At 67.5% G+C, this 22,613-nt stretch carries 23 protein-coding genes; 10 read left to right on the forward strand and 13 right to left on the reverse strand.

The genetic code is table 11. The annotated features are described in order from the left end of the window. Positions 1-4: 4 nt before the first annotated feature. Positions 5-1,846, reverse strand: coding sequence for a substrate-binding and vWA domain-containing protein (locus QM619_RS14150; RefSeq protein WP_415109952.1), 1,842 nt, complete (start codon positions 1,844-1,846; stop codon positions 5-7). Positions 1,847-1,879: 33 nt separating this feature from the next. On the opposite strand from QM619_RS14150, the gene QM619_RS14155 reads away from it, so the two are divergent. The 7 genes from QM619_RS14155 to QM619_RS14185 all read left to right on the forward strand — a co-directional run bounded on the left by QM619_RS14155 (position 1,880) and on the right by QM619_RS14185 (position 9,823). After that, the gene (locus QM619_RS14155; protein ID WP_415109955.1) at positions 1,880-2,818 is read left to right on the forward strand and encodes a tyrosine-protein phosphatase; all 939 of its coding nucleotides are present in this window, start codon (positions 1,880-1,882) and stop codon (positions 2,816-2,818) included. A gap of 114 nt (positions 2,819-2,932) precedes the next feature. Next, positions 2,933-4,027 carry a phosphate ABC transporter substrate-binding protein PstS gene (gene pstS, locus QM619_RS14160; protein ID WP_415109958.1) on the forward strand — a complete coding sequence of 365 codons (1,095 nt, stop codon included), beginning with the start codon at positions 2,933-2,935 and terminating at the stop codon, positions 4,025-4,027. Between the two features lie 14 nt (positions 4,028-4,041). Beyond that, positions 4,042-4,989, forward strand: coding sequence for a phosphate ABC transporter permease subunit PstC (pstC, locus tag QM619_RS14165; RefSeq protein WP_415109961.1), 948 nt, complete (start codon positions 4,042-4,044; stop codon positions 4,987-4,989). Then, a complete protein-coding gene (gene pstA / locus QM619_RS14170; RefSeq protein WP_415109964.1) occupies positions 4,986-6,014 on the forward strand; it encodes a phosphate ABC transporter permease PstA in 1,029 nt (342 codons plus the stop codon). The genes pstC and pstA overlap by 4 nt, the downstream gene beginning before the upstream one ends. A gap of 14 nt (positions 6,015-6,028) precedes the next feature. Then, complete coding sequence (gene pstB, locus QM619_RS14175; protein ID WP_415109967.1) at positions 6,029-6,808, forward strand: phosphate ABC transporter ATP-binding protein PstB; 780 nt, start codon at positions 6,029-6,031, stop codon at positions 6,806-6,808. Between the two features lie 267 nt (positions 6,809-7,075). Beyond that, entirely contained in the window at positions 7,076-8,887 is a 1,812-nt protein-coding gene (locus tag QM619_RS14180) for a hypothetical protein (RefSeq protein ID WP_415109970.1), read from the forward strand. Positions 8,888-8,941: 54 nt separating this feature from the next. Then, a complete protein-coding gene (locus QM619_RS14185; RefSeq protein WP_415109973.1) occupies positions 8,942-9,823 on the forward strand; it encodes a DUF2510 domain-containing protein in 882 nt (293 codons plus the stop codon). 13 nt (positions 9,824-9,836) lie between these two features. On the opposite strand, the gene QM619_RS14190 is transcribed toward QM619_RS14185, so the two are convergent. From QM619_RS14190 to QM619_RS14220, 7 genes are read right to left on the reverse strand one after another with little or no spacing between them, the layout of a single operon-like run. Continuing rightward, a complete protein-coding gene (locus QM619_RS14190) occupies positions 9,837-11,009 on the reverse strand; it encodes a glycoside hydrolase family 3 N-terminal domain-containing protein (protein WP_415109976.1) in 1,173 nt (390 codons plus the stop codon). Then, positions 11,006-12,391, reverse strand: coding sequence for a mycothione reductase (locus QM619_RS14195; RefSeq protein WP_415109979.1), 1,386 nt, complete (start codon positions 12,389-12,391; stop codon positions 11,006-11,008). Before QM619_RS14195 ends, QM619_RS14190 begins: the two co-directional genes overlap by 4 nt. A 58-nt stretch (positions 12,392-12,449) precedes the next feature. Further along, positions 12,450-13,412, reverse strand: coding sequence for a c-type cytochrome biogenesis protein CcsB (gene ccsB / locus QM619_RS14200; protein WP_415109981.1), 963 nt, complete (start codon positions 13,410-13,412; stop codon positions 12,450-12,452). Beyond that, positions 13,409-14,959, reverse strand: coding sequence for a cytochrome c biogenesis protein ResB (locus QM619_RS14205; protein ID WP_415109984.1), 1,551 nt, complete (start codon positions 14,957-14,959; stop codon positions 13,409-13,411). The genes ccsB and QM619_RS14205 overlap by 4 nt, the downstream gene beginning before the upstream one ends. Then, on the reverse strand, positions 14,959-15,669 hold the full coding sequence (locus tag QM619_RS14210) for a cytochrome c biogenesis CcdA family protein (RefSeq protein ID WP_415110014.1): 711 nt from the start codon (positions 15,667-15,669) through the stop codon (positions 14,959-14,961). The genes QM619_RS14205 and QM619_RS14210 overlap by 1 nt, the downstream gene beginning before the upstream one ends. Positions 15,670-15,719: 50 nt before the next feature. Then, positions 15,720-16,286, reverse strand: a complete 567-nt coding sequence (locus tag QM619_RS14215) for a TlpA family protein disulfide reductase (protein WP_415109987.1) — start codon at positions 16,284-16,286, stop codon at positions 15,720-15,722. Next, a complete protein-coding gene (locus QM619_RS14220; protein WP_415109990.1) occupies positions 16,283-16,936 on the reverse strand; it encodes a histidine phosphatase family protein in 654 nt (217 codons plus the stop codon). Before QM619_RS14220 ends, QM619_RS14215 begins: the two co-directional genes overlap by 4 nt. Positions 16,937-17,318: 382 nt before the next feature. On the opposite strand from QM619_RS14220, the gene QM619_RS14225 reads away from it, so the two are divergent. Both QM619_RS14225 and QM619_RS14230 read left to right on the forward strand, forming a co-directional pair. Beyond that, positions 17,319-18,209 (forward strand): hypothetical protein, encoded by an 891-nt coding sequence (locus QM619_RS14225; protein ID WP_415109993.1) that lies wholly within the window; start codon positions 17,319-17,321, stop codon positions 18,207-18,209. 7 nt (positions 18,210-18,216) lie between these two features. Further along, on the forward strand, positions 18,217-19,089 hold the full coding sequence (locus QM619_RS14230; protein ID WP_415109996.1) for a 3-hydroxyacyl-CoA dehydrogenase family protein: 873 nt from the start codon (positions 18,217-18,219) through the stop codon (positions 19,087-19,089). A gap of 35 nt (positions 19,090-19,124) precedes the next feature. Here the strand turns inward: QM619_RS14230 and QM619_RS14235 are convergent, their stop codons facing one another. The 5 genes from QM619_RS14235 to QM619_RS14255 form a co-directional block, all read right to left on the reverse strand. After that, a complete protein-coding gene (locus QM619_RS14235; RefSeq protein ID WP_415109999.1) occupies positions 19,125-19,361 on the reverse strand; it encodes a glutaredoxin family protein in 237 nt (78 codons plus the stop codon). A 19-nt stretch (positions 19,362-19,380) separates the two neighbouring features. After that, positions 19,381-19,482 (reverse strand): 30S ribosomal protein bS22, encoded by a 102-nt coding sequence (locus QM619_RS14240; protein WP_002550589.1) that lies wholly within the window; start codon positions 19,480-19,482, stop codon positions 19,381-19,383. 131 nt (positions 19,483-19,613) lie between these two features. Then, a complete protein-coding gene (locus QM619_RS14245; protein ID WP_415110002.1) occupies positions 19,614-19,820 on the reverse strand; it encodes a helix-turn-helix domain-containing protein in 207 nt (68 codons plus the stop codon). A gap of 258 nt (positions 19,821-20,078) precedes the next feature. Then, on the reverse strand, positions 20,079-20,966 hold the full coding sequence (locus QM619_RS14250) for a hypothetical protein (protein WP_415110005.1): 888 nt from the start codon (positions 20,964-20,966) through the stop codon (positions 20,079-20,081). A gap of 214 nt (positions 20,967-21,180) precedes the next feature. After that, positions 21,181-21,426 (reverse strand): helix-turn-helix domain-containing protein, encoded by a 246-nt coding sequence (locus tag QM619_RS14255; protein WP_415110008.1) that lies wholly within the window; start codon positions 21,424-21,426, stop codon positions 21,181-21,183. A gap of 86 nt (positions 21,427-21,512) precedes the next feature. On the opposite strand from QM619_RS14255, the gene QM619_RS14260 reads away from it, so the two are divergent. After that, on the forward strand, positions 21,513-22,613 hold a 1,101-nt coding region (locus QM619_RS14260), incomplete at its 3' end, for a CHAP domain-containing protein (RefSeq protein WP_415110011.1).

Genomic DNA, 22,613 nt, shown 5'->3' on the forward strand with positions numbered 1-22,613 from the left:
GTGGTCAGAAGTTGTTCACCACGCTCTGGAACACCTCCGCAATCCTCCGCGGGTCGCTGGCGTCGAAGATCTGCCCACCGCTGGCTTCGGCGATTGCCACGAGTGCGTTCCGGCCGGCCTCACTCACCCCATCACCGTAGACGATCGGAAAGACCCGCACCGGTGCGTCGCCGCCGCCTCCCTCGCCGGTGCTGTTGAGCCCGGCGATCAGCGCCGCCTGGCTCAGCTGGGAGCCGTGGTCGTCGCCGTCGGAGAGCAGCACGATCGCGTTGATCCGTCCGGGTTCGGCCCTCTCGGTCATCGCGTCGTAGCCCCTGCGAACGGCGTCGTAGAGCGGCGTGCCGCTCAACGGGACCAGGTTCTTCAGTTCGCGCAGCAGATTCTCCAGGTCGCCGCCCAGCGGCTTGACCGCCCGCACCTGATAGGTGCCGGTCTTCTTGTAGACGCCGCCGGTGGTGAATGTCCAGACCCCCAGTTCATCGGAGGGACGGAAGTGCCCGAGGGTGCCCTGGGCACTGTCGACGGCGGCCTCGAGGCGGGTCTTGCCCGCCCCGGCCGGTTCCGCCATAGAGCCGGAGACGTCGATCAGCACCAGCACGGAACTGGGTTTGCGGATCGCGTCCCATTGTTCGGTGGCGGCGAACGAGACCGGCACCGACGGCTTCTCCAGCCAAGTCGTCGGCTGCCGGGCGTCGACCCCGTTCTGCTCGGTGAACAGGCCATTCACGGCGCGTTGGGCGTCCAATGGACGGAAGCCGTACTCGTCGAGCTCGTCCTGAACCTGGTCGGAGAGCAGGAAGTCGATGAAGGCCCGGCCGGCCGTCGCCTGCTCGGCGCTCACCCAGCCGGCCTTGGCACCGCCCAGCGCGACGATCGGGTTGTCGCTGGTCAGCGAGCCTTCCTTGGGATAGACGGCGACCAGCTTCTCCCGCGGCCGCACCAGCTTCGCGGCCTCCTCGTCGCTCAACGCGCGGGTGTTCGGATTGCCCTGGTTGTAGGCGATCACGCTGATCTCTTCGACCGCGATCGCCGAGACGTAATCGAGCGGGCGGCCTTCGGCGTCCCGGTCGTAGACCCGCTGCAGCATGTTGCCGGTGGTGTCGCCGTAATGGATCACGCACGACTCGAACTCGCGGCTGAATTTCTTGGCGGCCGCGATGTCGGCGGTGGTCAGTCCGGACGTCTTACCGCTGGCCGCATAGGACTGCATCACCAGGGTGGCGAGGCCGCTGGTGCTGGAGTTCGGATTGGTCTTGCCCAGTTTGAAGCCGCCCCACTGGCCCGCCGTGCCGCCCATGCTGCCCCAGCCGTCCGGATTCACGCAGAGGTCGTGCAGGTCCTTGATGCCGATCTTCTTCTCGGGCCAGCCCAAGGTGCGGGCCATCCGCTCGGGCATCGCGAAGACCACCGGGGTGCGGGTGAACGATTTCGCGTCAGCCACCAGCGCGGAGCCGTTGACGGCCGCGACCTGATCGATCCAGGCTGAGGACGCCGGCGTCCATAACGTCGGACGCGGCTTCACCGTCTCGCTTGCCGGCCACAGCTCGCCGGAGAGTTTGAGCAGCCGGGCCGCTTCGCCGGAACTGACCTCGACCGGGTAGATGGTGGCGCACTTCGGGAGACTCCCGTGCTGTGTCGAGTTCTTGAATTCCGCGGCCAGCCGGGTCAACATGGCGACCTTCTCGGGCGACACCGCGGTGATCACCGGGGTGCAGTTGTCACCGGTGAAATCCTGGCCGGGCGACGTCGTCGGAGTGGGGTTCGGCGCATTCTGACAGGCCGAAAGAAGCAGCATGACGCCGGCTGCCGCAGCGATGAGGGAAACCCTCCAGGTGTGCCGTCTCACGCGCGTCTCCCTTCGAATGCGAACTCTCCGCCGATGGTCGTGTACTTTACCGAGGCCTCGGCGCATAAACTCGGCCAGGTGATGCTCCGGTCCGTCATCGCGGCCGGCTGTGCCGCAGCCACGCTGCTGGTCGGCTGCGCCCAGCCGTCTGCGCAGGTCGAACCGACCCCCACACCGACGCCGATCGCGCCGTCCTCCCCCCTTGCATCCACCACGTCCACCAGCGCGACGCCGCCGGAGAAGCCTGAACTCAGCCTGACCAGCGTCTCCAACTTCCGCGACGTGGCCGTCGGCGGCCAGATGGCGCGCGGCGTGGTGTTCCGGTCGGGCAAGCTGCAGGGGCTTTCGGACGCCGACGAACGGAAGCTGATCGCGGCCGGGGTGACTGACGTCTTCGATCTGCGCACCGACACGGTGGCGAAGAAGTCCCCAGATCCGGCCATCGACGGCGTCACCCACCACCTGGTCAACATCTTCGCGGTGCCCGCGCGCAGCTTTCCCGAGTTGCACGCGGCAAAGGCGGCGATCGCCGAACGCGAGCAGCTCAACCGCGACTTCGTCATCGACCCCAAACAGCGAGAACGGATCGGGACGCTGCTGCGCGCCATCGCCGAGGCCCGCGGCGCAGTGATCATCCACTGCAGCGAGGGCAAGGACCGGACGGGCTGGGCGTCCGCGATGCTGCAAGCGATCGCCGGAGCGGACCGGTCGGCGATCGTGGCGGACTACCTGCGCTCGAATGAACAGCGCACCGCGATCATCGAGCGCGGCATCGCCGAGGCCCGCAAGGCCGGAGGCACGGTCGCGGCCGAGGTCGCCCGGATCCGGCTCGTGGTCGCCGACGACTACCTGCTGGCCGGCCTGAATGAACTCACGAACCGCTACGGCGACGTGAACGGTTACCTGACCAAGGGTCTCGGGCTCTCCGAACAGACCATTGCCCGCCTTCGCACCCGGCTGCTGGCCGCCTGAGCCGGTGCGGGCCGAGTTCACCCGCCGTTCACCCAACACGCCCCGTCCGGTTGACTCCGCTGCCTACCGTGCGACACGGAGCGATACGCTCTCCCGCTCGCGAAAGGTCTAGCCGTGAAGATCTCCACGCTCGGCGCCCCGGTGGCCCTGCTTGCCGCCGTCGCGCTGACCCTGTCCGCCTGCGCGGCGAACGAGACCGGCAACCCCGGCGCCGGTTCCAGCAGCAGCCCGACCGCCGAGCGCACGCTGGCTGGCAAGGGCGCCTCATCGATGTCGGCGGCCCAGCAGAAGTGGATCGCCGATTACCAGTCCGCCCATGCCGGCGTCACCGTCAACTACTCCCCGGACGGCTCCGGCGCCGGCCGGCTGGCCTTCGCCTCGGGCGCCGTGCAGTACGCCGGCTCCGACCGTCCGCTCAAGGACGAGGAGCTGGGCGCCGGAAAGTTCGGCATGTGCACGGCCGACTCCAGCGCCCTCGACCTGCCCGTCTACGTGTCGCCGATCGCGGTGGTCTTCAACGTGGACGGCATCAAGGACCTCCGGCTCGACCCGGACACCCTGGCCGGCATCTTCGCCGGGAAGATCACCACGTGGAACGACGCCAAGATCGCCGCCACCAACCCCGACGCCACGCTGCCGAACGCCGCGATCACTGCGGTGCACCGCTCGGACGACTCGGGCACCACCAACAACTTCACCGACTATCTGCACACCGCGGCACCCACCGTGTGGACCGAGGCCGCCTCGGACGCCTTCCCGGCCGCGTTCGGCGGTGAATCGGCCAAGGGCACCTCGGCGGTGGTGGACGCCGTCGCGAAGGGCACGAACATGATCGGCTACGCGGACGCCTCCGCCGCCGGCAACCTCGGCCACGCCCAGCTCAGGGTCGGCAACCAGTGGCTGAGCCCGACCGCCGAGGCTGCGGCCACGATCGTGGACGCCTCCACGCAGATCCCGGGCCGCGGCGAGCACGACCTGGCGCTCACCCTGAACCGCAAGGCCGAAGGCGTCTACCCGGCGGTGCTGGTGTCCTACGCGCTGGTCTGCCAGACCTACAAGAACGCCCAGGACGCCGAGCTGGTCAAGGACTACCTCGGGTATGCCGCGTCGACCGAAGGTCAGCAGGCGGCGGCAGCGGCAGCCGGCAGCGCCCCGCTGAGCGCCGCCATGCAGGCCAAGGTGAAAGCCGCCATCGATTCGATCAAGTGACACAATCGACCTCCGTGACGCAGTCCACCCCGGAGCCGACCCGAGCACGTCCACGGGTCGGCGATCGGGCGTTCGGCAGCCTTGCCACCGGGTCGGGCATCACCATCTTGGTGATCCTGGCGATGGTCGCCGGCTTCCTGTTGATGCAGGCGTTCCCGGCCCTGACCACCCCTCCGGCCGAACTCCAGGCCAAGGGCTACGGCGAGTTCTGGTCCTGGATCATCCCGTTCGCCTGGGGCACCGTGTGGGCATCCTTCTGGGCGCTGCTGCTGGCGGTTCCGGTCTCCATCGGGATTGCCCTGTTCATCTCGCACTACGCCCCGCGCCGGCTGGCCGCCGGTCTGGGCTACGTGATCGACCTGCTGGCGGCGGTGCCGTCGGTGGTCTTCGGCCTGTGGGGCAGCATGGTGCTGGCACCGGCCGCCCAGCCGCTGTACCTGTGGCTGAACACCTACCTGGGCTGGATTCCGTTCTTCGGCGGCCAGCCGTCGGGCACCGGACGGACCCTGCTCACCGCGTCGATGGTGCTGGCTGTGATGATCCTGCCGATCGTCACCTCGCTGAGCCGGGAGGTGTTCCTGCAGACCCCGGTGCTGCACCAAGAGGCGGCCTTGGCGCTCGGCGCCACCCGCTGGGAGATGATCCGGATGGCCGTGCTGCCGTTCGGCCGCGCCGGCATCGTCAGTTCGGTGATGCTCGGCCTGGGCCGGGCGCTGGGCGAGACGATGGCGGTCGCCATGGTGCTCTCCGGCGCGCACGTGATCAGCTTCGAGGTGCTCACCTCGCAGAACCCGAACACGGTCGCCGCGGTGATCGCGCAGAACTTCCCCGAGGCGTACGGCTTGAAGACCAACCAGTTGATCGCCGGCGGTCTGGTGTTGTTCGTTATCACCCTGGTGGTCAACGGCATCGCCAGGCTGATCATCTCCCGCTACCAGGAATTCTCGGGGGCGAACGGATGACCACGGTGCGACTCCCCCGCTACGCCAGTTGGTTGGCGCTGGCCGGCTGCCTGCTGATCGGCGCGCTCGTGGACGCGTCCGCGCTGGGCGGCTTCGATCCCGGCACCACTGTCTTCCTGGGTGCGGTGATCTTTCTGCCCACCATGTACCTGGTCGTCCGCGGGGTCGAGGGACGCCGGGCGGCCGCCGACCGGCTGGCCACCCACCTGGTGACCGGCGCCTTCCTGCTCGCCCTGCTGCCGCTGGTCTCGCTGCTCTGGGAGACCCTGACGAACGGCCTGCCGCGCTTCGACGCGACCTTCTTCAGCTGGTCGATGCGCAATGTGATCGGGGACGGCGGCGGTGCCGTCCACGCGATCTACGGAACGCTGTACGTGACGGGCATCGCGACGCTGATCTCGGTGCCGATCGGGCTGCTGACCGCCGTCTACCTGGTGGAGTACGGACGCGGCATGCTGGCCCGCGGCATCACCTTCTTCGTCGACGTGATGACCGGCATCCCGTCCATCGTCGCCGGCCTGTTCGCCTACGCGCTGATGGCGATCGTGTTCGGGCCCGGCACCATCACCGGGTTCTCCGGCGCGCTGGCCCTGGCCGTGCTGATGATCCCGATCGTGGTGCGGGCCACCGAGGAGCTGCTGCGGATCGTCCCCAACGAGCTGCGCGAGGCGTCCTATGCCCTCGGTGTGCCGAAGTGGCGCACCATTGTCTCGGTGGTGCTGCCGACCGCGGTCTCCGGCATCGTCTCGGGCGTGATCCTGGCGATCGCCCGGATCATCGGCGAGACCGCGCCGCTGATGATCGCCGCCGGCTTCACCAATTCGATCAACGTCAATCCGTTCGCCAACCCGATGATGACGCTGCCGGTCTTCGTCTACGACCAGTACGCCCATCCCGGCATCGAACGCATCTTCTACAACGAACGGGCCTGGACCGGCGCGCTTACCCTGATCCTGCTGGTCATGGTGCTGAACCTGCTCGGCCGCTTCATAGCCAACCGCTTCGCCCCGAAACTCGGTCGCTGACCAGGGAGGACACCATGTCGAAGAGGATCGAGGTCAGCGACCTGAACTGCTTCTACGGCTCGTTCAAGGCCGTCGAGGACGTCACGATGACCATCCAGCCACGCTCGGTGACCGCATTCATCGGGCCGTCCGGTTGTGGCAAGTCGACCTTCCTGCGCACCCTGAACCGGATGCACGAGGTGATCCCCGGCGCCTACGTCGAGGGCTCGGTGCTGCTGGACGGACAGAACCTGTACGGCCCCGGTGTCGATCCGGTGAACGTCCGGCGCCTGGTGGGCATGGTGTTCCAGCGACCCAACCCGTTCCCCACCATGTCGATCAAGGACAACGTGCTGGCCGGCTACCGGCTGAACAAGCAGCGGATGCGCGCCGGCGAGGCCGAGGAACTGCTGGAGCGTTCGCTGCGCAGCGCCAACTTGTGGGAAGAGGTCAAGAACCGGCTCGACCGTCCCGGCTCCGGACTCTCCGGCGGCCAGCAGCAGCGGCTCTGCATCGCCCGCGCGATCGCCATGCAGCCCGAGGTGCTGCTGATGGACGAGCCCTGCTCGGCCCTCGACCCGATCTCCACCCTGGCCGTGGAAGACCTGGTGCAGGAGCTCAAAGAGACCTACACGATCGTGATCGTCACCCACAACATGCAGCAGGCGGCACGGGTGTCGGACGAGACGGCCTTCTTCAACATCGCCGGCACCGGCGCCCCCGGAAAACTGATCGAGATGGGCTCCACCGAGAAGATCTTCTCCACCCCCGACGACAAGGCCACCGAGGACTACATCACCGGGCGCTTCGGCTGAGCTTCTGCCGGTCGTTGGTCGAGTTCGTCGCTGGTCGAGCTTGTCGAGACCCCGCACCTGCCTGACCGATCGCGCGATCCACGACTGGTTGAGCTTGTCGCTGGTCGAGCTTGTCGAGACCCCCCAGCACCGACCGATCGCGCGATCGACCGGACGCCGACACGGTTCGCGAACCTACGGATTTTCTGTCGCGAACCTACGGATTCTTGTTCGCGAAACCACCGACCTCGTGGCAGTCGCCCGTCGGTTTCCGCCACACTACAAGGCATGACGCTGGACGAGTGGGTAACCAAGCTGGTCACCGCCGCCTGCACGGGCAAGCTGCTCGACCTCGCGGACGGAGAGGACGCCGATCCGGCCAACGCCGACCAGTGGCCGGACGACCGCAGGGTGCCCGCGGACGCCATTCGCACCGCCCTGCTGACCCCCGACCTCAAACCCGACCCACGTGGGCTTCGACTCTGGGGCGCAGACGTCACAGGAGCGCTCGACCTGGATTATGCGACGCTGCCGTGCCAACTCACGTTGACGCATTGCCGATTCAACGAGCCGATTCTCATGCAAGGAGCAAGCCTTCAGGCGCTGACTCTGAGTGGCAGCCACGTTCGGTCTCTCGACCTCGACGGCGCCCACATCACCGGCAGCGTCTTCCTCGACCAAGGCTTCAACGCCACCGGCCAAGTCCGCGCCAACGGCGCCCATATCGAGGGCCTCCTCGGCATGCGCGGCGCCACCCTCACCAACCCCAACGGCGACGCACTCAGCCTCGACGGCGCCCACATCACCACCGATGTCTTCCTCGACCAAGGCTTCAACGCCACCGGCCAAGTCCGCGCCATCGGCGCCCAGATCGGCGGCCAACTCAATATGCGCGGCGCCACCCTCACCAACCCGGGAAGCAACGCACTCACACTCGACGGAGCCCATATCACCGGCAGCGTCATTCTCGATGCCGGCTTCACCGCGACCGGCCAAATCCACGCCACCGGCGCCCACATAGGTCGCTGGCTCAACATGCGCGGCGCAAGCCTCACCAACCCCGGAAGCAGCGCACTCACACTCGACGGAGCCCAGATCACCGGCAACATCGTGCTCGACCATGGTTTCACCGCCAACGGCACGGTCTCTACCATCGGCACCCGGATCGCCGGCAAACTCACTATGAGCGGTGCCGCCATTACCAACCCCGGCAAGATCGCACTCGACCTAGAAGACGCGCACATTGCAGGCAGTGTCTCTCTTGACTTGGGCTTTACCGTTACAGGAGCGATCCGCGCCGTCGGCGCTCAGATCGGGGGCGGACTCGACATGGGGGCCGCCACCGTAGTCAGCCCTGGCAAGATCGCGCTCGACTTAGAAACAGCCCATATCACTGGACATATCCTCCTCAATCAGAACTTCACCGCTAGCGGTGAAGTCTGCGCCCTCGGCATCCAGATCGAAGGCGGGCTCGATTTTCGAGGTGGAACGTTCAGCCGCCTCGTCCTTGACTTTGCCTCGATCCAGCTATTGGCCCTGAACCCGAAGCCCGCCGGGCGACTGTCGGCCGTGGGTTGGAAGCTGGGCGAGATCGACGGTGCACTGAATCAGCCGCATATTGCCATCGAGTGGCTGGACACCGCCCCCGATGACCGCTTCGCCGTCCAACCGTGGCACGAGCTGGCCGCCGTCTACGAACGCCGCGGTCGTCCCGCCGATGCCAAGCTCCTCCGGTTCCAGGCCGCGCATCGGGTGACTCGCCACGCTCCTGGGTGGTCGAAGCCGGTGCGCTGGCTGTATGGCGCGTTCGCCGGCTACGGCTACTATCCGTTGCTTGCCGGGCTTTGGCTGATACTGGCGGCAGTAGTCTCCGGTGCGGCCACCTACTTCTACGGGCCCACGCCGATCCAGCCGGGATTCGACCCCTGGCTCTACGGCGCCGCCGTCGTGATCCCGCCGGCGGCCGCGATCACGCCGTCCACCTGGACGGTCACCGAGCCGCTCTGGCTCGCCTGGGTGAACATCGCGCTGAAGGCCTTCGGCTGGCTGCAGACCGGCATCCTGCTGGCCGGCTTGACCGGGCTGCTCAAGAAGAGCTGACCGCCGAACCCGATGGCAGGTCAGGCACTGGATCGGCGCGTCTAGACTCGCCCCGTGAGTCAGGCTGGATGGTATCCGGATCCGGGCGGCCAGCCCGGCATGTACCGCTACTGGACGGGTTCGTCCTGGTCGGCGTCCATTACCAACAACCCGATGCAGGCACCGCCGCAGGGCGGCTTCGGCGCACCCCCGCGTCCCACCGGAGGACAGCCCGGTTGGAACCCCAACCCTCAGCCGCGCCGGTCGCAGAATGGCTGGTGGGTGGCCGTCGCGGTGATCGTGGTGGTGCTGGCCGTGGTGGGCTATCTCGCGATCCGCAACCTGGGCGGCATTCTCGGCACCACCCCCACCACCGGCTCCAACCCGACCCAGAACGTGTGTCCCAAGCAGGTCACCGAAACCGTCACCCCGGCCCCGGCGCCCAATGACGGACGGGTGCACGGCGGGGCGCTCTCGTATCCGATGCTGGGCGACCCGTGGAGCGTCCCGGCGCCCGAAACCAGGGTTCCGTTCGGCCGCGACGTCCTCACCCAGGCCGTCATGGTCGAGCCCAACTACAAGGGCACCAAGGACAGCTGGGTGGCCTCGGTGCTGGTCGGCGAACTGGTCGCCGGCGACGGCTTCTTCAGCCCGCAGCAGGGCTCCGAGATCGTGGTCAAGTGCATCATGGGCATCTTCTACGACGACGCCGAGGTGGTCCGCGACGACCGGGTGAACAAGGCGACCACGGTCGACGGCAAGGACGCCTGGCTGGTCGAGACCCACCTCACCTTCGACATTCCCAAGCTGAAGACCAAGGGCGAACTCGCCATGATCATGATCGTCGCCACCTCGGAGGCCTCGTCCAGCATCTTCTACGCGTCGATCCCCGACACCACGGCCGATCTGGTGCCGGACGCCCGCAGGGCGATGAGCGAGCTGCGGGTCAGCGGCTGAGTCCTGGGGCCTGTTACCGGCAGGGCACCAGCCCGAGCGCGATCTTCAGCCTGACCACCCTGATCGCGGACTCGCGCACCCGCCGCGCGACCTTGGCGTCCTTCTTGGCGGCGCTGCTGATGCCGGCGACGAACTCGTCGGCCAGGGACGGCGACACCGTCATCGCCAGATCGCCGCCGGCCTTCAGGAAGTTGATGCCGCGTTTCTTGGCGGACACGGACGCCATCGAGCGGGCCGCGCCCAGATCGTCGGAGATCACCACGCCGTCGAAGCCGAGCTGGTCGCGGATCAGCCCGATCACCGTCGGCGAGAAGGCCGCCACGTGATCGGGGTCGATCTTGGTGTAGGTGACGGTGGACACCATCACGCTCGACGCACCGGCCTTCACAGCGGCGGCGAACGGCTTCAGATACGGGTCGTCGGGCCGGGTGGTCTTGTCCTTCACTCCGGCGGTGAAGTCGGTGTTGCCAATCACCCGTCCGATGCCGGGGAAGTGTTTCGTCGAGGTGGCGATGCCGGCGGCGTCCATGCCCTTGATGAAGGCCGACACCTTCCGGCCCACCACGTCCGGATCGGAGCCATAGCCGCGGTTCAAGGCGCCGATCGGCTTGTTCTTGCGTCCCACGGACGCCGGCACGGTGTCGGTGACCGGCGCCAGCGTCCAATGCACCCCGGCGGCAGCCAGCTGACGACCCCACCGGGTGGCCTGCGAGGTCAGCTTGGCGTCGCTCCACCCGGACTGCGTCTTCGCCGACGGAATGGAGTCGAAACCCGGACCTTTCAGCCGCTGTACCAGGCCGCCTTCCTGGTCGGCCGAGATCAGCAGCGGCGTCGGCAGGCCCGAGATCGCCAGCTTCTTGGTCAGCTTGCGGACGCCCTTGGTGCCGTTGGTGTGGGTGCCCATCAGGATCACCGACCCGATGTGCAGCTTCTTCAGCACGGCCCGTTCGGACGCCGAGGCGCTGGTCACACCCACCATCACGACCTGCCCGATGCGTTCGGCGAGCGTCATCGTGTCGACGATCCGAGTGGCGCATTCGGTCGGCGACGGCTTGGCGGCGGCGGGAGCGTCAGAGGTGGGACGGGGCGTGCCCGTCCCAGGGGACGACGAGGTCGGCGTGGCGGCAGCGGTGCAGCCGCCGAGCAGGGTGGCCAACGCCCCGGTCAGCAGCGTGCGGCGCTTCATAGGTCCAGCCCCAGCAGTGCGTTCTCGACCACCTCTGTGAGCGCCGGGTGGATCCAGTACTGGCCGCGCGCCATGCTCGGCACGTCCAAGTCGAAGCTCATCGCCTGGATCAGCGGTTGAATCAGCGTGGTCGCCTCCGGCCCCAGCAGGTGCGCCCCGAGCAGCCGTTTGGTCTTCGGGTCGGCGATCAGCTTCACGAAATGATCGGTGTCTTCCATCGCCCAGCCGTAGGCGACGTCGCCGTAGTTCTGCCGGGCCGTCGCGTACGGCTTGCCACGCTCCTTCGCCTGCGCCTCGGTGAGACCGACGGACGCCACCTGCGGGTCGCTGAACACGGCGTGCGGAATGAACCGATGGTCGGCGACGATCATCCGGCGCGGGTGCAGCAGGTTGTGCTGCACCACCCGTGCCTCATGGTTCGCGACGTGCTTGAGCTGGGCCGCCGACGACATGTCGCCGAGTGCGAAGATGCCTTTCACATTGGTCTGCTGGTGCTCGTCGACCTTCACCCGGCCGTCGGAGTGGATCTCGACGCCGGTGGCGGCCAGGTCGAGCAGGTCGCCGTTGGGGATGCGTCCGAGCGCCACCAGCACCCGTTCGCATTCGAAGTCGTAGTGGATGCCCTTGGCGTCCACGCTCTCCACGATCACGGTGTCGCGCTCGGTCATCTCCAGCCCGACGATCTGCTGCTTCAGCCGCAGATGCACGCGGTTCGCCAGCTGTTCGGTGAACGCGGACGCGATGTCGGCGTCCTCTTTGCGCAGCATCGTCTCGGAGCGCTGCAGCACCGTCACCTTGGTGCCGAAGGCGGAGAAGACATGGGCGAACTCGGCCGCCACGAAACCGCCGCCGATGATCACCAGTGAGGCCGGCAGGGCGTCCAGGCGCATGATGTCGTCCGAGGTGTGCACCCGTTCGGCGACCCGCAGGTCGTCCAGACCGGGATAGTCGGGGACGTGCGGACGGGCACCGCCGGCCAGCACGAACCGGTCGGCGGTGATCGTCTCGTCGCCGATCTGCAGCTGCTTGCGTCCGGTGAAGTGCGCGGCCTCGCGGTACAGGGCGACGTTGCGGTTGCTGCGCCGCCACTGTTCGCCGCCCTCGCTGATCGGGTCGATCCGGCCGAAGATCCGGTCGCGGATCGCCGGCCAATCGGCGGACGCCGTCCCGAGGTCGACCCCGACCCGCTTGGCGTGCCCGACCGAGGCGGCCAGGTCGGCAGGATGGACGAACATCTTGGTCGGGATGCACCCGACGTTGAGGCAGGTGCCGCCGAAGCGCTCCCCCTCGTCCACCAGTGCCACCTGCAGATCGTCGAACCGGGAGTCGACGATCGAGTTGCCGGAGCCGGAGCCGATCACACACAGATCGAAATGCCGCATGCGCCGATTCTTGCACCCGCATGTGAGCGAGCCATCAGGGTCACACGGTGAGCCAGGCTCAGATGCCGGCGTAGGAGTGCAGGCCGGAGACCAGCAGGTTGATGCCGACGAAGTTGAACCAGAAGCAGGCCACACCGACGATCGCCACCACGGCGGCACGCTTGCCGCGCCAGCCGGCGGTGGCCCGGGCATGCAGGTAGCCGGCGTAGACCACCCAGGTGACCAGCGACCAGGTCTCCTTGGGGTCCCAGCCCCAGAACCGTCCCCAGGCGTATTCGGCCCACACCGAGCCGGCGGCGATCGCGAAGGTCCACAGCGGGAAGGCGAAGGCATGGAACCGGTAGGCGACCTCGTCCAGCCGGGCTGCGGACGGCAGTTTGGCCAGGTAGCCACGGATCGTCTCGCGACGTTCGGCGCGGCTCTTCATCAGGTACAGGATGGAGAGCATGCCGCCGACATTGAACGCGGCACCGGCCGTGCACGCGACGACGATGTGGACGATGAACCAGACCGAATGCAGCGCCGGCACCAGCGGCGCGACCGCCACATAGAACACGGTCACCGCGAGTCCCTGGCCGAGCACCGTGAGCAGTGCCACCGGCAGGCCGAGCCAGCGCATGCCGCGGAACGCCAGCACTAGGTAGAAGGTGACCACCAGCAGCATCGCCATCGTCACGAATTCGTACATGTTGCCCCACGGGAAGCGGTCTCCCGCGATGCCGCGTAACACCACGCCGGCGATGTGGCTGGCCCAGCCGATCAGGGTCAGCGCAAGCCCCATCCGGCCGAACATGTCGGTGCGCAGCCGGGCCCGTTCGTCTGCCGGACTCGGTGCGGGGTCGACCTCGTCGAGGCCGCCTGACCCGGCGCCCACACCGGCGCCGACCAGGACTCCCGCGGGGGCGCCCACCGGTTCCAGCCGGCGGGCCACCGCCCACTCGGCGGCGAACGCGGCCAAGGCGAGCAGATAGACCACCGCCGAGGTCACCATCGCCAGATTGGACCAGTACTCGGCCATCACGGTTCTCCCTTCTGAGTGGAGCCTGCGTCACCGACCTCGATCGGCGCAAGTCCCAGTTCGTCGGCGATCAGCCGCAATTCGTCGTCCAGGCCGCCACGGCCCTCGGTGCGGTCCAGCCCGGCCAGGTCGATGCCGGCGTCCCCGACCCGCAGCCACACCCGGCGCGGTCGAATGAACAGGGACAGGCACAGCCCCGCAACCGCCACCAGCACCGAGACGAACACCAGCCACAATCCTGGGGTGCTGGAGACCTGCAGGCTCACCCAGCGCTTCCAGTCGTGGAATTGGATCGAGCCACCACCGGGCAAGTCGAAGACCTCGCCCGGACGCAGCGTGAACCGCAGCTTCGAGCCGTCCGCGTTGGTGAACTGGGTCAGGCCGGTGGTGTCCAGCGAGTACACGTTCTCGGGTGCCCCGGTCGCCTCTTTGGGCGGCCCGTGCCAGGCGTTGAGCAGCAATCGAGGGTTCAGCGCATCCGGGAAGACCGAGGTGCCGCCGGTGTCGGTGTCGACGAAAGTCGGCAGGAACAGAGCCTCGAACGCCAACCGTTCCGGACGCGCGTAGGGCGCCTTCACCGCGCCGACCGAGAGAAAATTGCCGTCCTGTGGCAGCAGGATCACCGGCCCGTCGAAGGCTACATTGCCCTGCGGATCTTTCACCGTGACGTTGACCGCGTAGCCGTGGCCGACCAGGTGGACGGTGCTGTCGCCCAGCACCAGCGGATGGTTCACCTCGAGAATCTGGTGGGTCTCGACGCCGTCCATCGTGGTCGTGGTGTCGGCGCGGAACACCCGTGCAGCGCCGCGCTGCACCGGTCCGGTCTCGAATTTGGCCTCGAACGAGTTCAGCTTCACCGTGAACGGCACCAGCTGCTGGGCCTTGAACGCCCCACCGGCGGTGAAGTCGTCGAACTGGGTCAGCGTGTTGCTGAACGAGCTGCCTTCGACCACCGCGACGCTGCCCTTGTAGCCGAACAGGGCACCCCAGGCCAGCCCGCAGAGCAGGAACACCAGCGAGATGTGGAAGACCAGGTTGCCCAGTTCGCGCAGGTAGCCGCGTTCGGCGCTCACCGAATCATCGAGTCGGCGGACTCGGAATCGTCGTTTGGCAAGCACCTTCTCGGCAGCGTCCAGGACGCCGTCCGGCTGGTCGGCGGTCAGCGCCAGGTGCGCGGGCAGCCGGCGCAGATTGCGCGGGGTGTTCGGTGGCTGGCTGCGCAAGGCGCGCAGGTAGACGCCGGTCCGCGGAATGATGCAGCCGACCAGCGACACGAACAGCAGCATGTAGATGGCCGCGAACCAGGGCGAGGCGTATACGTCGAACATGCCGATGGCGTCGTAGAAGCCGCCCAGCTGCGGGTTGTCGGCGATGAACTCGCGTACCCGCACCGGCGAGGTCGGACGCTGCGGCAGCAACGAACCGGGAATCGCGCCCAGCGCGAGCGCGAACAGCAACACCAGCGCGGTGCGCATCGCGGTCAGCTGGGTCCACAGGAAGCGCATCGCCTCGGATCCGCGCAGCCTCGCGGGCGCCTGCCGGGTGGACATCAGATCACCGTCCCGAAGCTCGCGGCCCACTGCCGCAGGGTGCCCATCAGGACGTCCCATCCACCGGTCAGCACCAGCACCCCGACCGCGATCATCGCCAGGCCGCCGGTCACCTGCAGCCCCCGATGGTGGCGTCGGACGAACGCCAGCGTCGAGCCGAACCGGTCCAGCGCGACCCCGGCGATCAGGAACGGCAGCCCCAAGCCGACCGCGTAGCACAGGGCCAACAGGGCGCCCCGCAGGGCGGTGGCCTCGTTGAGCGCCAAGGTCAGCACCACCTGTAGTGCCGGGCCGATGCACGGCGTCCAGCCGAGCGCGAAGACGATGCCGAGCAGCGGCGCCGCCGCGAGTCCCACCCGAGGCCGCAGGTTGAGCCGGACCGTGCGGTTGGCGAACGGCACCCACCCGGCGAACACCAGGCCGAGCACGATCGCCAGCACGCCGCCCACCACGTTGATCGTGCCGCGCCACTGCATCAGGGTGGTTCCGAGCGAGCCGAACAGGACGCCGCCTGAGACGAAGACGATCGCGAAGCCGAGCACGAACAGCGACGTGCCGGCGAGCACCCGGCCGCGGCGGGATCCGGCGGCCACCTGTGTGGCGCTCAGCCCGCTGGCATAGGACAGGTAGCCGGGCAGCAGCGGCAGCACGCACGGCGAGAAGAACGAGACGAGTCCGGCCAGCAGGGCCACCGGGATGGCCAGCAGCATGGTGCCGCCGACGGCCTGCCGGGCCCAGTCACCGATCTCCAGGACGATCATCAACGGCCCGCCACCACGTCCTCGATCAGCCCGACCAGGGTGGCCTCGGTGACCTCGCCTATCACCCGTGCGGCGATCCGTCCCTGCTGATCGACGACCAGCGTGGTGGGGATGGCGCTCGGCGGCAGTTGACCGCCGAAGGCGAGCAGCAGGCGTCCGTCGGGATCGAAGAGGTTCGGGTAGGACACCTCGAATTGCTTGACGAAGGCCTCCGCTTGCGCCGTGCCAACATCTCGGGTGTTGAGTCCGACGAACTGGGCGGTCTGTTCGGTGCGGTGCGCGGCGCGGACCAGGGCAGGCGCCTCTTTGATGCACGGTTGGCACCAGGAGCCCCAGACGTTGTAGACGAGCACCTTGCCGGTCACCGACGAATTGCTCCACGACTTGCCGTCCAGGGTGGTGCCGGAGATGGCCGGCGCAGGCTTCCGCTCCCCGACCGGCACCCGGGTGATGCTGCCGTCGCCGCTGACGTAGCCGCCCTCGGCCGCCGGACTCGGCCCCGTGCACGCAGCGAGCAGCAGCGCCAGCACACTGACGCAGAGCACGGCCAGACGACGACTGATCACGAGCCGGGGCGGAACAGGAATTTGGACTTCTTGACCGGCACCAGGTCTCCGGCCGGCTCGGCGTAAGAGACGGCGGCGATCCGGTCATCGATCCAGGTGAACGAGGTGACGCTGGCCAGCCGGCACTGCCGCTTGCGCGGATCGTGCACCAGCGAGCGGCCCTCGGCGGCCAGCCGGGAGACCCAGATCGGCAGCTCGTGCATCACGATCACGACCTGCCCGCCGTCGCCGGCGGCCTTGGCGGCGTCCGACATGGCCAGCTTCACCCGCGCCACGATCGACGGGTACGGCTCGCCCCAGGACGGACGCAACGGGTTCCGCAGATGCCACAGGTTCTGCGGCAACAACAGCACCTGGTTGAATTTGCCGAAGTTGCGGCCCTCGAACACGTTGGCGGCCTCGATCACCCGGTCATCGGTGACGATCTCCAACTCGGGGTGCTCGGCGGCGATCGGCGCCATCGTCTCGCGCGCCCGCTGCAGCGGCGAGCACCGCAGATGGGTCAGCGGGACGTCCGCGAAATACTCGCCGAGCCGCGCGGCCATCGCCCGGCCCAACTCGCTCAACCCGTAGCCGGGGAGTCGTCCGTAGAGGATGCCGTCAGGATTGTGAACCTGCCCGTGGCGGACCAGATGTACGACGGATTGCATGGGTGACGGCGGCCTCTCGGTGTGCTCGGGCTCCAACAATACGGGACGCCCGGCATGACGGTCCGGCCGCTGAACCGGTGGCGACGATCTACGCCGTATCTGGCCTGGCAGCCGAACGCCGCGCCACTCTCGCCCTGACCTGCTCCATCAGTTCGGCGTGGAGTTCGGTCGGAGTGCGCGGACGACCCGAGCGAACGAGAGGCGGAGCCTCGTGGGTGCCTCGTGGGCCGCTCGTCGTCCGCCGTGCACATTCCCCTACGGCACGCGCGATCACAGCGGTCGCCTGGTGGTCAGCGACCGTTGACGGCCAGCTGCGCGAGTGCAAAGGTCGGTTTCGACCGACTCGTCGCGGGCCGGCCTCAGGCCCGGCGAGAGGTGGCTCATGGCCGAGGAATTGCTGGCGTTGGCAGTCCGCTCGTCGCGGATCCTGCGCATCGACATCGCGGCGGCGACCGTCTCCACCTTCGTGGCGGATGCCGGCCCGTCGCCGGACGGCATCGTTGTCGCCGACCGGGTCTATTGGACGACGATGGGCCGGCCCACGATCGACCCGGACAGACCCGGCGAGCAAGGGTTAGACTACGGCGCCCGCAACGGCGGTTTGCACGCTGCCGAACTCGACGGCACCGGCGTCCACGATGTCGCGGATGCCGGGACGATCACCACCGGCAAGCAACTCGCGCTGGCCGACGGCTGGCTCTATTGGAGCGATCGCGAGGGGTGCCAGGTCGGGCGGATCAGGCCGGACGGCAGCGACCATCAACCGCTGGTCGTCAACCAGCCGACACCCGACGGCACGGCCGAATGCGTCGGAGTGGCGGTCGACCCCGAGGGCGAGTGGCTGTACTGGACGCAGAAGGGACCCGCCAAAGGCGGTCGGGGCAGGATCTTCCGGGTCCGGCTCGGGGCGCCCAAGCCGGCGCGAGCCGAGGACGCCGAATTGCTCTGGGACTCATTGCCCGAACCGATCGACCTGGAGATTCACGACGGCTGGTTGTACTGGACCGATCGTGGCGCCGAGCCGCGCGGAAACACCCTCAACCGCGCACCGCTTCCCGGCGCCGGTGAGAACGGCGGCGAGGTGCAGATTCGGGCCTCCGGTTTCGCCGAGACGATCGGCCTGGCCCTGGACCCCGCAGCCGGCGTGATCTACGTCTCCGATCTCGGCGGCCGGATCCGGGCAGTGCCGTTGCCCCGCTCGTCCGCAACCGAGCGCACTGTCATCGACCTCGGCGAGCCGATCACCGGTATCGCCGTCGTGAACGGAAGGTAGGCCGACCATGCCCTGGGATTTCAGTTTCGCCGACGTCAAGGACCGCCCGGTCGCCGTGATCGGTGCCGGCACGCTCGGCCGCCGAATCGCGATGATGTTCGCCTCGCGCGGTGGCGTCGCACGGATTCACGACCGGTCGGCGGAAACCCTGGCGGCCGGTATCCGCTACGTCGAAGAGACCCTGCCCGGTGTCGTCGAGAAGCGCGGCAGCGGCGCGGTCGGAACGGTCGAAGGTTGCGCGACGCTCCAAGAGGCCGTGGCCGACGCCTGGCTCGCCATCGAGGCGGTGCCGGAACGGCTGGAGATCAAGATCCCGCTGTTCGGCGAACTCGATCAACTGACGCACCCCGACACCGTCCTGGCCACCAATTCGTCGTCGTACCCGTCGCGTCTGATGACCGAGCGGGTGCGGGACAAGACCCGGATGTGCAATATGCACTTCTACATGCCTCCCGGCGCGAACGGCATGGACCTCATGTCGGACGGCGAGACCGACCGCGGCCTGCTCGATTCACTGCTGCGCACCCTTCCCGAGTACGACATCCACCCGTTCGAGGCCCGCAGAGAGAGCGTCGGCTTCATCTTCAACCGGGTCTGGGCGGCGATCAAGCGCGAGTCGATCGCGGTGGTCGCCGAGGGAGTTGCCACCCCAGAGGACGTGGACGGCTTGTTCAAGGCGAACTGGCACCTTCCGCGGGGACCGTTCGCGATGATGGACGGCGTGGGGCTCGATGTCGTCCTGGACATCGAGAAGCACTACCAGGACGTGAATCCAGATCTGCCGCACGAGGTCGTCGAGTTACTGGAGCAGTACGTCTCCGCCGGCAAGCTCGGGGTGAAGACCGGCGAGGGCTGGTACGACTACGGCAAGTCGAGTTGACCCGCCCCGGCACCGCTCGGGCAGGTCAAGGGCCGTCAGCCCAGTGCGGCACGCAGCTGTTCCTCGTCCAGGAACCAGATGGCGAGCCGTCGACCGTCCACGAAGGTCACCGGGACGTGATCGGTGTGCTCGGCGAGCGCCGGGTCGGCGTCCACGTCGAGGGTGGCGAAGTCGGCGCCGGTCTCGGCGCAGACTCGCTGGGCGACGGCGACCGCATCGACACACAGATGGCAGCCGTCGCGCACGATGACCACCACCCTGGGCTGGGTCATCGTGGTGGACGCCGGCGGACTACTTGCCGGCGCGGCGACGCTGGATGCGCGTCTTCTTCAGAAGCTTGCGGTGCTTCTTCTTCGCCATCCGCTTGCGACGCTTCTTGATGACCGAACCCACGCTACGACCTCTCGATGTCGGCCCACGGCTGGGCCGGATAAGTGCTTGGTTGGTGGCTGCCGGTTGCCCAGCCAACTACGGAAGCTTACCGAGTGGCTCGCCCCGACTGCCAATCGCTCGACCGGCTGAACCTACCCGGCGTCGTAGAAGGACTGCTGCAGGTAGGCGTTCACCGCATGCTCGGGAACCCGGAAGTTGCGGCCGAAGCGCACCGCCTCCAACTCGCCGGCATGGATCAGCCGGTAGACCGACATCCGCGACACCCGCAGCAGCGCAGCCACCTCGGTGACCTTGAGGAATTTGATCGTCGACAGCGTGGTTGGAGCATGGTCGTTCATCGGAGCTTCCTTCGTGCCGTGTACATCCGGTCCTCCCGTTGGCCCAGATGTGCGAGCCACCCTACCCGCCTGCCCAGCGCCCCGTGTTCGACGTCGCACCCGCCTGGACGCCCCCCGTCCGGCCCTCGGACGGGTGCGACGTCCCCACCCCTGGCGTTGGAGCGCCACCGGCCAAAGCCAACATCGCCTGCGGTAAGGCACATCGCCTGCGTTCCTACGCAGGCGATGTGTCCGGACGCAGGCGACCTCGCGCGGCTCCTAGCGACGGCGCTCCAGCGCGGGCCGCAACAGCCGTTCCAGCCGCTCTGGTTTGACCGCGTCCGCCCAGGTCCAGCGGACGACCCACCACCCGGCAGCCCGCAGATCGGCCTCGCGGCGCTTCTCCCGCATCAGCACGTCGGACACCGACTCGCCCGGACGGCGCAGCCGATCGTATTTCACCTTGCCATCGAACTCTCCGAGCACATTCAACTCCGGCCAGGCGAAGTCTGGACGGTAGCGGAGTCCACCCACCACCACCTCCATCTGCAACTCAGGCATCGGCAGACCCAACTGCCACATGGTCACCCGGCTGACCGACTCTCCGACCGACTCGCTGCGCCTGTCGGCGAGGCTGACGGCAACCCTCGCCCGTGCACAGCCCCGGCGCCGACGAGCCGCCGTCAGCTGCTGGTCCAGCGCCTGCGAAGCCAGCCCCATCCGCAGACCGGCATCTGCGGCCGCTACCGCCATTGCCAGATCTCCGCAGCGCGCCAGGTCGACCACCGTCCGTGCCATCACGGTTCGGCACATTCCGTCCACCGTCTCCACATCGGAGTCGGCCAACGGCGTGCGGTAGCGGTGCAACTGTGGCCCGACCCATGAGCCGCCCTTGCTGGGTCGAGTCACCGTGACCCGTCCCAACAGCCGCTCGTCCACCGGAAGGTTGTGCAGTACCGCCGCCGAGACATGACTCAGCACCGAGCCGTCGGACAGCGTCGGCAAGGTCGCGCGGATCAGTTGAAGGTGCCGGGCCGTCCCTTCGTCCGGCTCGGTCGCAAACGCACCGCGGCGCAACGGGTGCAATTCGCCCGTCCGGATCTTCCGCCGGATCTCGCTGGTCCCCACCCCTTGAGCACGCAACTCATGAGTCAGATGCATCGGCATGGCCCGCAGTCCAGCACAACTCAGGCAGACAATTCGGGGTCGGACGGCAATCTGTGGATAACTCCGGAGGCGTCGGACGCCTCGCCGACCCCCACCCCAGGAGCGACATCGCCTGCGCTAACGCACATCGCCTGTGTTCCTACGCAGGCGATGTGCCCGGACGCAGGCGATGTTGTTCGGGACGACCGACTGCCCCAGGTTCTGACCGATCTCCTCAATCGGAGCGTGGTAGCAACTCCGCAGGATCCAGGCCGAGCGCGTCAGCCAGCTTCACGACGGCGTCGAGGCGTGGCGAGGTCTGGCCGAGTTCGGTGCGGTAGATGAGCTTCCGGTCGACCCCGGCGGACTCCGCAAGGGCCTCCTGCGAGAGTTGCCGCTGCTCCCGGTGACGGCGTAAGTGCAGCCCGAAGTCAGCACGCCACTGCTGGATCCGCGGCGAGAGATCACTGGGAGTGAGCACCCGTCCAACGTGAGGGACGAAGGCTGGCGAAGCTGCACCACAAATGGTTCAATCACCCAAGGGTGGGTGGGCGACGGGAGAGAAGCATGGCTAACAACACGACAGGCAAGGGCGGCACCCACGCCGCCACGTTGACACGACGAGCGCTGACAGCGCTGATCGCGATATGCCTCGCGACGATCGGACTGGCGGCGTCCGCGCCGCCCTCGGCGGCAGCCGCAGACATGACCCTCGACCAGTTCGTCGCTACCTACGACGGCAAGTATCTCGACGTAGATGGGGTACCGGCCGGCAACCCCTATCAATGCGTCGATGTGTTCAAACAGTACGACCGACGTGTCATCGGAGGCGATGGACCACCCACCGGAGGCGACGGCGGAGCCCACGAGTACTGGGACTCTTTCACCTCTAACCTCGCGAGTCGATACGAAAAGGTTGATCGATCCCAACCTGCCCTGCGTGGAGACGTTGCAGTATGGGCTAAATCGTTGCCTGGATCATACGGTTATGGACATGTCGCAATCGTCCTGGAAGCCTCTACGTCCGACTCAAGTTCTCTCAGAGTAATTCAACAGAACCCCGGCACAACCAGGATCGGAACGCAAAGCAAAGCTCATCTCCTCGGATACCTCCGGCCAAAAAACCATCCCGGTCCCGGATTTTCTGGTTCCGAGATTGCGTTCCAGGCGAACACAACCCATCTTTGGACCGTAGGGGAAGACGCCCGAGGAAATTGGGGCCTTGGAATGATGGCAGGCACCAGCCCTTCTATCGCTGTCCTCCCCACCGGCGGATATCTTGTCGCATTCCAAGCCAACACTGGAAACCTATGGGTGGTAGGCGCAGGCGGCGCCAGCGGCCCCGGCGACACCAAATACGGGATGGCCAGGGGAACCAGCCCCTCCATCACCGCACTGGCCGGCGGAGGTTGGGAGGTCGCGTTCCAAGCCAATACCGGAAGCCTCTGGGCGGTTGGCAGCCACCATGTCGGCGATATGCACGCTGGAATGGCATCCGGCACCAGCCCAACCATCGCAGGCCTCAGAACCGGGGGGTACATGATTGCTTTTCAGGCCAACACCGGGAACCTCTGGGTAGTCGGAGCGGCCGGCGCCAGCGGCCCCGGCGACACCAAAAACGGGATGGCCAGGGGAACCAGCCCCTCCATCACTGCACTGCCTGGTGGC

The sequence above is a fragment of the Micropruina sp. genome, assembly GCF_047606665.1.
GTDB lineage: Bacteria > Actinomycetota > Actinomycetes > Propionibacteriales > Propionibacteriaceae > Micropruina.

What these genes read in the sequence shown, in the direction of transcription:
- QM619_RS14235 (WP_415109999.1), bottom strand. Translation starts at nt 19,361, where the DNA reads ATGACCCAGCCCAGGGTGGTGGTCATCGTGCGCGACGGCTGCCATCTG.
- pstB (WP_415109967.1), top strand. Translation starts at nt 6,029, where the DNA reads ATGTCGAAGAGGATCGAGGTCAGCGACCTGAACTGCTTCTACGGCTCG.
- QM619_RS14250 (WP_415110005.1), bottom strand. Translation starts at nt 20,966, where the DNA reads ATGCCGATGCATCTGACTCATGAGTTGCGTGCTCAAGGGGTGGGGACC.
- QM619_RS14225 (WP_415109993.1), top strand. Translation starts at nt 17,319, where the DNA reads ATGGCCGAGGAATTGCTGGCGTTGGCAGTCCGCTCGTCGCGGATCCTG.
- QM619_RS14155 (WP_415109955.1), top strand. Translation starts at nt 1,880, where the DNA reads ATGGTCGTGTACTTTACCGAGGCCTCGGCGCATAAACTCGGCCAGGTG.
- QM619_RS14220 (WP_415109990.1), bottom strand. Translation starts at nt 16,936, where the DNA reads ATGCAATCCGTCGTACATCTGGTCCGCCACGGGCAGGTTCACAATCCT.
- QM619_RS14195 (WP_415109979.1), bottom strand. Translation starts at nt 12,391, where the DNA reads ATGCGGCATTTCGATCTGTGTGTGATCGGCTCCGGCTCCGGCAACTCG.
- QM619_RS14180 (WP_415109970.1), top strand. Translation starts at nt 7,076, where the DNA reads ATGACGCTGGACGAGTGGGTAACCAAGCTGGTCACCGCCGCCTGCACG.
- QM619_RS14205 (WP_415109984.1), bottom strand. Translation starts at nt 14,959, where the DNA reads ATGTCCACCCGGCAGGCGCCCGCGAGGCTGCGCGGATCCGAGGCGATG.
- pstA (WP_415109964.1), top strand. Translation starts at nt 4,986, where the DNA reads ATGACCACGGTGCGACTCCCCCGCTACGCCAGTTGGTTGGCGCTGGCC.
- QM619_RS14230 (WP_415109996.1), top strand. Translation starts at nt 18,217, where the DNA reads ATGCCCTGGGATTTCAGTTTCGCCGACGTCAAGGACCGCCCGGTCGCC.
- QM619_RS14210 (WP_415110014.1), bottom strand. Translation starts at nt 15,669, where the DNA reads ATGCTGCTGGCCATCCCGGTGGCCCTGCTGGCCGGACTCGTCTCGTTC.
- QM619_RS14245 (WP_415110002.1), bottom strand. Translation starts at nt 19,820, where the DNA reads ATGAACGACCATGCTCCAACCACGCTGTCGACGATCAAATTCCTCAAG.
- QM619_RS14190 (WP_415109976.1), bottom strand. Translation starts at nt 11,009, where the DNA reads ATGAAGCGCCGCACGCTGCTGACCGGGGCGTTGGCCACCCTGCTCGGC.